Annotated in this window: 8 protein-coding genes and 4 tRNA genes; all 12 read right to left on the reverse strand. The window is 59.0% G+C overall.

Going from position 1 to position 9,914, the window contains the following annotated elements:
* Positions 1-14: 14 nt before the first annotated feature.
* Entirely contained in the window at positions 15-4,121 is a 4,107-nt protein-coding gene (rpoB, locus tag BTH42_RS22000; protein ID WP_075303271.1) for a DNA-directed RNA polymerase subunit beta, read from the reverse strand.
* A gap of 369 nt (positions 4,122-4,490) precedes the next feature.
* On the reverse strand, positions 4,491-4,865 hold the full coding sequence (gene rplL, locus BTH42_RS22005) for a 50S ribosomal protein L7/L12 (RefSeq protein ID WP_075303272.1): 375 nt from the start codon (positions 4,863-4,865) through the stop codon (positions 4,491-4,493).
* Between the two features lie 63 nt (positions 4,866-4,928).
* Positions 4,929-5,432, reverse strand: a complete 504-nt coding sequence (rplJ, locus tag BTH42_RS22010) for a 50S ribosomal protein L10 (RefSeq protein WP_075303273.1) — start codon at positions 5,430-5,432, stop codon at positions 4,929-4,931.
* A 302-nt stretch (positions 5,433-5,734) separates the two neighbouring features.
* Positions 5,735-6,433, reverse strand: coding sequence for a 50S ribosomal protein L1 (gene rplA / locus BTH42_RS22015; RefSeq protein ID WP_075303274.1), 699 nt, complete (start codon positions 6,431-6,433; stop codon positions 5,735-5,737).
* The gene (gene rplK / locus BTH42_RS22020) at positions 6,434-6,865 is read right to left on the reverse strand and encodes a 50S ribosomal protein L11 (RefSeq protein WP_007180146.1); all 432 of its coding nucleotides are present in this window, start codon (positions 6,863-6,865) and stop codon (positions 6,434-6,436) included.
* Positions 6,866-7,031: 166 nt separating this feature from the next.
* Positions 7,032-7,589, reverse strand: a complete 558-nt coding sequence (gene nusG / locus BTH42_RS22025) for a transcription termination/antitermination protein NusG (RefSeq protein ID WP_075303275.1) — start codon at positions 7,587-7,589, stop codon at positions 7,032-7,034.
* 1 nt (position 7,590) lies between these two features.
* Entirely contained in the window at positions 7,591-7,971 is a 381-nt protein-coding gene (gene secE, locus BTH42_RS22030) for a preprotein translocase subunit SecE (protein ID WP_075303276.1), read from the reverse strand.
* A gap of 34 nt (positions 7,972-8,005) precedes the next feature.
* Positions 8,006-8,081, reverse strand: a tRNA-Trp gene (locus tag BTH42_RS22035).
* 63 nt (positions 8,082-8,144) lie between these two features.
* Positions 8,145-9,335 carry an elongation factor Tu gene (gene tuf / locus BTH42_RS22040; RefSeq protein ID WP_075303267.1) on the reverse strand — a complete coding sequence of 397 codons (1,191 nt, stop codon included), beginning with the start codon at positions 9,333-9,335 and terminating at the stop codon, positions 8,145-8,147.
* 62 nt (positions 9,336-9,397) lie between these two features.
* Positions 9,398-9,472, reverse strand: a tRNA-Thr gene (locus BTH42_RS22045).
* A 16-nt stretch (positions 9,473-9,488) separates the two neighbouring features.
* Positions 9,489-9,562: transfer RNA gene (locus tag BTH42_RS22050), tRNA-Gly, on the reverse strand.
* A gap of 39 nt (positions 9,563-9,601) precedes the next feature.
* Positions 9,602-9,687: transfer RNA gene (locus BTH42_RS22055), tRNA-Tyr, on the reverse strand.
* Positions 9,688-9,914: the final 227 nt, after the last annotated feature.

Raw genomic sequence — 9,914 nt, forward strand, 5'->3', positions numbered from 1 at the left:
CTCCAGTAGTCCGATTAGTTCCGGTCCAGGTCGATGTCGATACCCAGCGACCGGATTTCCTTCACCAACACGTTGAACGACTCAGGCATGCCGGCATCGATCACGTGATCGCCCTTGACCAGGTTCTCGTACACCTTGGTCCGGCCCGTCACGTCGTCCGACTTCACCGTCAGCATTTCCTGCAGCACGTACGATGCGCCATATGCCTCGAGTGCCCACACTTCCATCTCACCGAAACGCTGGCCACCGAACTGAGCCTTACCGCCCAACGGCTGCTGCGTAACGAGCGAGTACGGACCCGTGGAACGCGCGTGCATCTTGTCGTCGACCAGGTGGTGCAGCTTCAGATAGTGCATGTAGCCGACCGTCACCGTACGTTCGAACATCTCGCCCGTGCGGCCGTCGTACAGACGCACCTGGTTCTTCGACGGCGTCATGCCGAGGTTCGTCGCGATGTCGTCCGGGAATGCCAGATCCAGTGCGCGCGACATTTCTTCTTCCGTCGCACCGTCGAACACCGGCGTTGCGAACGGCACGCCTTCGCGCAGGTTCTTCGCCAGTTCGAGGATTTCCTCGTCGCTGAAGCTGTCCAGCTCTTCCGCGCGGCCCGACTCGTTGTAGATCTTGGTCAGGAATTCACGCACTTCGGCAATCTTCGCCTGACGCTGCAGCATTTCGCCGATACGCCAGCCGAGACCCTTCGCGGCCCAACCCAGATGCACTTCGAGAACCTGACCCACGTTCATCCGCGACGGCACGCCGAGCGGGTTCAGCACGACGTCGGCCGGACGGCCGTCGGCCATGTACGGCATGTCTTCGATCGGCACGATCTTCGACACGACACCCTTGTTACCGTGACGGCCTGCCATCTTGTCGCCAGGCTGCAGACGACGCTTCACAGCCAGGTACACCTTGACCATCTTCAGCACGCCCGGCGGCAGTTCGTCGCCTTGCGTGAGCTTCTTGCGCTTCTCTTCGAAGGCCAGATCGAACTGGTGACGCTTCTCTTCGATCGAGTTCTTGATCGCTTCGAGCTGCGCCGCTGCTTCTTCGTCCGCGAGGCGGATGTCGAACCAGTGGTAGTGATCCAGATCGGCCAGGTAAGCCTGTTCGATCTTGGTGCCCTTCGCGAGCTTCTTCGGACCACCGTTCGCGACCTTGCCGTCGAGCATACGTGCCAGACGCTGGAACGCGTCGCCTTCCACGATGCGCAGCTGGTCGTTCAGGTCGAGCCGATAACGCTTCAGTTCATCGTCGATGATCTGTTGCGCGCGCTTGTCGCGCTGGATGCCTTCACGCGTGAACACCTGCACGTCGATCACGGTACCGCTCATGCCCGACGGCACGCGCAGCGACGTGTCCTTCACGTCCGAAGCCTTCTCGCCGAAGATCGCGCGCAGCAGCTTTTCTTCCGGCGTCAGCTGGGTTTCGCCCTTCGGCGTGACCTTGCCGACCAGCACGTCGCCCGCTTCGACTTCCGCACCGATGTACACGATGCCCGACTCGTCGAGACGGCCAAGCTGCACTTCAGCGAGGTTCGAGATGTCGCGCGTGATTTCTTCCGGTCCGAGCTTCGTGTCGCGAGCAACGACATTCAGTTCTTCGATGTGGATCGACGTGTAACGGTCGTCCGCAACAACCTTCTCCGAGATCAGGATCGAGTCTTCGAAGTTGTAGCCGTTCCACGGCATGAACGCGATCAGCATGTTCTGGCCGAGCGCGAGCTCGCCCAGATCGGTCGATGCGCCGTCAGCCAGCACGTCGCCACGAGCAACCTTGTCGCCCATCTTCACGATCGGACGCTGGTTGATGTTCGTGTTCTGGTTCGAACGCGTGTACTTGATCAGGTTGTAGATGTCGACACCGACTTCACCGGCGACCGCTTCGTCGTCGTTCACACGAATCACGATACGGCCCGCGTCGACGTAGTCGACCACACCGCCACGCAGTGCCTGAACCGTCGTGCCCGAGTCGACCGCCACGGTGCGCTCGATACCCGTACCGACGACCGGCTTTTCCGGACGCAGACACGGCACAGCCTGACGCTGCATGTTCGAGCCCATCAATGCACGGTTCGCGTCGTCGTGCTCGAGGAACGGAATCAGCGATGCTGCCACCGACACGATCTGCGACGGCGCCACGTCCATGTACTGGATGCGGTCCGGCGTGACCATCAGCGTTTCGCCCGCTTCACGCGACGACACGAGTTCGTCGGTCAGCGTGCCGTCGTCGGCCACCGCCGCGTTCGCCTGAGCGATCACGTAACGGCCTTCTTCGATCGCCGACAGATAGTCGATCTGGTCGGTCACCTTGCCGTCCGCAACCTTGCGATACGGCGTCTCGAGGAAGCCGTATTCGTTCAGGTGCGCGTACAGAGCGAGCGAGTTGATCAGACCGATGTTCGGACCTTCCGGCGTTTCAATCGGGCACACGCGGCCGTAGTGGGTCGGGTGCACGTCGCGGACTTCGAAGCCTGCGCGTTCGCGCGTCAGACCGCCCGGGCCCAGTGCGGAAACACGGCGCTTGTGCGTGATTTCCGACAGCGGGTTGGTCTGGTCCATAAACTGCGACAGCTGCGACGAACCGAAGAACTCGCGAATCGCCGACGAAATCGGCTTCGAGTTGATCAGGTCGTGCGGCATCAGGTTTTCGCTTTCGGCCTGGCCGAGGCGTTCCTTCACTGCACGCTCGACGCGCACGAGACCCGCGCGGAACTGGTTCTCCGCGAGTTCGCCCACGCAACGCACACGACGATTGCCGAGGTGGTCGATGTCGTCCACTTCGCCCTTACCGTTGCGCAGCTCGACGAGGATCTTGATGGTCGCGAGGATGTCGTCGTCCAGCAGCGTCATCGGGCCGACGATTTCGTCACGGCCGACACGGCGGTTGAACTTCATACGACCCACCTTCGACAGGTCGTACGCTTCTTCGCTGTAGAACAGACGGTTGAACAGCGCCTCGACCGCTTCTTCGGTCGGCGGTTCGCCCGGGCGCATCATGCGGTAGATCGCGATGCGCGCGGCCATCTTGTCGGCCGTTTCGTCGATACGCAGCGTCGACGAGATGTACGGACCCTGGTCCAGATCGTTCGTGTAGAGCGTCTGGATGTCCTTGATCTTCGCTTCGCGCAGCTTGTCGAGCACCGTTTCGGTGATTTCGTCGTTCGCGTTCGCGATGACTTCACCGGTATCGCCGTCGATCACGTTCTTCGCGAGCACGCGGCCGAGCAGATAGTCTTCCGGTACCGAGATGAACTTGGTCTTCGCGTTGTCGAGGTCGCGAATGTGCTTCGCGTTGATCCGCTTGTCCTTCTGGACGATCACGTTACCGTCACGGTCCGTGATGTCGAAACGCGCGACTTCACCACGCAGACGCTCCGGCACGAATTCCATCTGCGCGCCTTCCGGCATCAGCGTGAAATTGTCGAACACGAAGAAGTTTGCGAGGATCTGTTCCGGCGTCAGGCCGATGGCCTTCAGCAGGATCGTGACCGGCATCTTGCGGCGACGGTCGACGCGGAAGTACAGCACATCCTTCGGGTCGAACTCGAAATCGAGCCACGAACCGCGGTAAGGAATGATACGAGCCGAGAACAGGAGCTTGCCCGAGCTGTGCGTCTTGCCCTTGTCGTGTTCGAAGAACACGCCCGGCGAACGGTGCAGCTGCGAAACGATCACACGTTCCGTGCCGTTGATGACGAACGAACCGGTCGGCGTCATGAGCGGAATTTCGCCCATGTACACTTCCTGTTCCTTCACTTCCTTGACGACCGGCTTGCTCGGCGATTCCTTGTCGAGCAGCACCAGACGCACTTTGGCGCGCAGCGCCGAGCAGTACGTCAGACCGCGCTGCTGGCATTCCTTGATGTTGAATGCCGGCGGCGACAGCATGTAGCTGACGAACTCGAGACGAGCGAAGCCGTTGTGCGAAACGATCGGGAAAACTGAGGAAAACGCAGCCTGCAGGCCTTCCGGCTTGCGTTGCGTGGACGACGTGTCTGCTTGCAGAAACGTGCTGAATGATTCAAGCTGGGTAGCCAGCAGGAAAGGTACTTGGTGAACGATGGGGCGTTTCGCAAAACTCTTGCGAATACGCTTCTTCTCGGTGAAGGAATATTGCATACGATCTCCGAATCACGGCGGGCATAGTTGTCGAGGCAGGGTACCTTGATGAGACAACCCGAGTGTTCACCGACTGAGACCCGATGGCCGTCCGATGGCTTGAACGAGCCTAGAAGCTTGGTGGTTGGCCTCTACCAACCGCTGGCTGACGGCAGCGGATGCCTGTGTTGCCCGCTACCCGACCAAACTTGCCTTCTGCAGTCGCTTCAGAAGACAAAGAGAAACGCCGGTCAAACTTGCCGACTGGCGATTTTCTTTGGCTTCTGGGGCGACGTTCTTGCCGGCTAACACTCGCAAAAACGCAGCCCCCACAAAGCACAAAAAGGCCGGCGGTGAAAAACCGCCAGCCTTCGCACAGCGCGTTGAAACTTACTTGACTTCAACCTTCGCGCCGGCTTCTTCCAGCTTCTTCTTCGCTTCTTCAGCAGCAGCCTTGGGCACCGCTTCCTTGACGGGCTTCGGTGCGCCGTCAACCAGGTCCTTCGCTTCCTTCAGGCCGAGACCCGTCAGTTCGCGAACAGCCTTAATGACTGCAACCTTGTTCGAACCCGTTTCAGCCAGAACGACCGTGAATTCGGTCTGCTCTTCAGCAGCAGCAGCAGCGCCGCCGCCTGCCGGGCCTGCCACTGCAACAGCAGCTGCCGACACGCCAAACTTCTCTTCGAACGCCTTGACCAGTTCGTTCAGTTCCAGAACCGACATCGAGCCAACGGCTTCGAGGATGTCTTCTTTTGCGATTGCCATTTGAAATACTCCTAAATTGAATTCGGATACAGCCAGCGATCAATTACGCTCGGCCGATGTGCATTACGCAGCGGTTTCTTCGCCTTGCTTCTTTTCCGCCAGCGCGGCCAGAGCACGCGCGAAGCCGGAAACAGGAGCTTGCATAACGAACAGCAGCTTGGAGAGCAGTTCTTCGCGGCTCGGGATGTTTGCCAGCGCTTGCACGCCAGCCTTGTCCATCACCTTGCCTTCGTAGGAACCTGCCTTGATGATCAACTTGTCATTGCCCTTGCCGAAGTCGTTGACGACTTTAGCGGCGGCAATTGCATCTTCCGAGATGCCGTAGATCAGCGGGCCGGTCATCTGCTCTGCCAGAGGAGCAAACGGGGTACCTTCGACAGCGCGACGCGCCAGCGTGTTCTTCAACACGCGAAGGTAAACCTGTTGCTCACGCGCTTTCGCGCGCAGCTTGGTCAGATCGCCAACCGTGATCCCACGATACTCAGCCAGAACGATGGTCTGGGCTTTCGCGACTTGCGCGGAAACCTCAGCGACAACGGCCTGCTTGCTTTCTTTGTTAAGTGGCACGGTTAACCTCCAGATTCGATACACGCGGCGTGCGCCTTGTGTACCGCGTTCAATAACGGCGTCCGACCAGTCAGGAGTATTTCGACCGCCCGACACCCGCATTGCTGCGAGCGCCCAACAGCTTCATCACTACAAAACCTTTTCGGGTTCGCCATCTGCGTTGGCTTTACATTAAGGACTCGCCTACCTGCTGCGCGTCCGCCAACGGTCTTTGACAACCGGTTGCGCAATGCAGACTGCCACCTCGCAACCGCCCAAAGCCCATAAAGCCGCCCCGGCTCGCGCCGGCGCGGCGAAATTCATTACTGTGCAGCGATCGACGTCTGGTCGACGCGAACGCCAACACCCATCGTGCTCGACAGAGCAACCTTACGCAGGTACACGCCCTTGCTGGTTGCCGGCTTGGCCTTTTGCAGCGCTTCGATCAGCGCGCTCAGGTTGCTGCGCAGAGCTGCCGGTTCGAACGAAGCACGGCCGATGGTCGCGTGGATGATACCGGCCTTGTCGACACGGAATTGCACCTGACCAGCCTTGGCGTTCTTGACCGCGGTCGCGACGTCCGGCGTAACCGTACCGACCTTCGGGTTCGGCATCAGGCCGCGCGGGCCGAGGATCTGACCGAGCGTACCGACGATACGCATCGTGTCCGGCGAAGCGATCACGATGTCGAAATCGAGGTTACCGGCCTTGACCTGTTCAGCCAGGTCTTCCATACCGACGACTTCTGCGCCGGCTGCACGAGCCTGCTCAGCCTTTTCGCCCTGTGCGAACACAGCGACGCGGACCGACTTACCGGTACCAGCCGGCAGCACGACCGAGCCACGAACGACCTGGTCCGACTTCTTTGCGTCGATGCCGAGTTGCACTGCAACGTCGATCGACTCGTCGAACTTCGCGCTTGCGCATTCCTTCACGAGCGACAGAGCGTCTTCGAGCGGGTACAGCTTCTGACGATCAACCTTGGCTGCAAATGCTTGCAGACGCTTCGAAAGCTTAGCCATTTACACGCCCTCCACGGTGATGCCCATCGAGCGGGCGCTACCAGCGATCGTACGAACCGCTGCATCCAGATCAGCAGCCGTCAGATCGGGCATCTTGGTCTTGGCGATATCTTCAGCTTGAGCGCGGGTGATCTTGCCGACCTTGTCGGTATGCGGCTTGCTCGAACCCTTGTCGATCTTCGCTGCCTTCTTGATCAGAACCGTAGCCGGCGGCGTCTTCAGAACGAACGTGAAGCTCTTGTCCGCGAATGCCGTGATCACGACCGGAATCGGCAGACCCGGTTCCAGAGCTTGAGTCTGCGCGTTGAACGCCTTGCAGAACTCCATGATGTTCAGGCCGCGCTGGCCCAGTGCCGGACCGACCGGCGGCGACGGGTTGGCTTTACCTGCAGGAATCTGCAGCTTGATAAAGCCGATGATTTTCTTTGCCATCTTGAGAACCTCTTTGAAACGTCGGTTGCGTTGCAAGCGGACGTTCGGTGAGTAGTAGCGCGCGTTCGCCGAAAAGCTGGCTAGTGACGCTCCTCAACGATCATTACGCGGACCGTAAGCGCGAAATACGGAACGCACCAAGCGGTGCGTTCCGTAGAATTCTGGATTACAACTTTTCGACCTGGCCGAATTCCAGCTCGACCGGCGTTGCGCGGCCGAAGATTGTAACGGAAACACGGACTCGCGACTTTTCGTAGTTCACTTCTTCGACGCTACCGTTGAAATCAGTGAACGGGCCTTCCTTGACCCGCACCATCTCGCCTACTTCGAACAGGGTCTTGGGACGCGGTTTCTCCACGCCTTCCTGCATCTGCGACATGATTTTTTCGACTTCCCGCGGGGAAATCGGGCTCGGACGATTGCGCGCTCCGCCGACAAAACCTGTCACCTTTGCCGTGTTCTTCACGAGGTGCCACGTTTCGTCCGTCATTTCCATTTCCACCAGCACATAGCCCGGGAAGAAACGACGTTCGGTCACCGATTTGTGACCGCCCTTCACCTCGACAACCTCTTCGGTCGGAACGAGGATCTGGCCAAACTGATCCTGCATGCCGGCACGCTCGATGCGCTCCTGAAGCGCTCGTTGCACGCTCTTCTCCATGCCGGAGTAGGCGTGCACCACGTACCAACGTTTACCACTCGGGGATGCCGGAGTATCGCTCATATCATTTCCAACCCAGAATCACCGAGAAAATCGCCCATTCAATGGATTTATCACTGATCCAGAGAAAGATTGCCATCACCACAACGAAGCCGAACACTACGAGCGTTGTCTGGGTCGCCTCTTTGCGAGTAGGCCAAACAACCTTACGAACTTCCTTGTATGAGTCTTTGGCGAAAGCGATAAAACCCTTGCCAGGCGCCGAGAGCAGACCGACTGCAACACCCGCGATCGCACCAACAGCCAAGGCGGCTCCGCGGATGTACCATTCCTGGCCATTTAGCCAGAAGAACCCCACGAACCCGGCCAAGACCAGCAACACACCTGCGATCAACATCAACTTATCGCCGGATGCGTTTACAGTTTCGACGGAAGGATTCGCCATAACACCTTACGAAGCGTCACTACGACGCGATAGTTGGCAGGGGCAGAGGGAATCGAACCCCCAACCTTCGGTTTTGGAGACCGACGCTCTGCCAGTTGAGCTATACCCCTAAACCATTTGGGGTTGGCGGCATCGCCAACCCCATACAACCGATTACCGAGAACTTTCTGGCGTTACTCGATGATCTTGGCGACGACACCAGCGCCGACCGTACGGCCGCCTTCGCGGATTGCGAAGCGCAGACCTTCTTCCATCGCGATCGGGTTGATCAGCTTCACCGTGATCGACACGTTGTCGCCCGGCATCACCATTTCCTTGTCCTTCGGCAGCTCGATCGAGCCCGTCACGTCCGTCGTACGGAAGTAGAACTGCGGACGGTAGTTGTTGAAGAACGGCGTGTGGCGGCCGCCTTCGTCCTTGCTCAGCACGTACACTTCAGCCGTGAAGTGCGTGTGCGGGTTGATCGAACCCGGCTTCGCCAGAACCTGGCCACGCTCCACGTCTTCACGCTTCGTACCGCGCAGCAGGATACCGACGTTGTCGCCTGCCTGACCCTGGTCGAGCAGCTTGCGGAACATTTCCACGCCCGTGCAGGTCGTCTTCACCGTCGCCTTGATACCGACGATTTCGATTTCTTCGCCGACCTTGATGATGCCGCGCTCAACGCGACCCGTCACCACCGTGCCGCGACCCGAGATCGAGAACACGTCTTCAACCGGCATCAGGAACGAACCGTCAATCGCGCGTTCCGGCGTCGGGATGTACGTGTCCAGCGCGTCGGCCAGGTTCATGATCGCCACTTCGCCCAGCTCGCCCTTGTCGCCTTCCAGCGCCAGCTTGGCCGAACCCTTGATGATCGGCGTGTCGTCGCCCGGGAAGTCGTACTTCGACAGAAGTTCGCGAACTTCCATCTCGACCAGCTCCAGCAGTTCAGCGTCGTCCACCATGTCGCACTTGTTCAGGAACACGATGATGTACGGAACGCCAACCTGACGCGCCAGCAGGATGTGCTCACGCGTTTGCGGCATCGGGCCGTCTGCTGCCGAGCACACCAGGATTGCGCCGTCCATCTGCGCTGCACCCGTGATCATGTTCTTCACGTAGTCGGCGTGGCCCGGGCAGTCAACGTGTGCGTAGTGGCGGTTAGCCGTTTCGTACTCGACGTGCGCGGTGTTGATCGTAATACCACGCGCCTTTTCTTCCGGCGCCGCGTCGATCTGGTCGTATGCCTTCGCTTCGCCGCCGAACTTCTGCGTCAGAACCGTCGTGATCGCTGCCGTCAGCGTGGTCTTGCCGTGGTCAACGTGACCGATCGTGCCCACGTTCACGTGCGGCTTGGTCCGCTCAAACTTACCCTTGGCCATTTTCGACTCCTAAGAGGATTTTCCGTACGTTGCGCTGGGCGCAAACAATCACTGAGTACTTCTGGTGCCCATGGGCAGGATCGAACTGCCGACCTCTCCCTTACCAAGGGAGTGCTCTACCACTGAGCCACATGGGCGCTACTTCTACGTTGCTGGAGCGGGTGAAGGGAATCGAACCCTCGTCGTAAGCTTGGAAGGCTTCTGCTCTACCATTGAGCTACACCCGCAAGGTCATGGATTCCCAACAACTGCTACAGCTTGCATTCTGGTGGAGGAGGTTGGATTCGAACCAACGTAGGCGTAAGCCAACAGATTTACAGTCTGCCCCCTTTAGCCACTCGGGCACCCCTCCGCAGAGAACTGACGATTATGGGGGAACAACATCTTTTTGTCAAGGGTTGCTTGACCGTTCCAAACCCAACGTTCTCACTTATATGTAGGTGATTCCTACAGCTTTCGTAAACGCAAAAACCCACCGCGAGCGGTGGGTTTTTGTTTGAAGAAGAAGCCTGACGATTACCTACTTTCACACGGGCAATCCGCACTATCATCGGCGTAGAGTCGTTTCACGGTCCTGTT

Origin of the sequence: Burkholderia sp. SRS-W-2-2016 (assembly GCF_001931485.1) — a bacterium.
Taxonomy (GTDB): domain Bacteria; phylum Pseudomonadota; class Gammaproteobacteria; order Burkholderiales; family Burkholderiaceae; genus Paraburkholderia.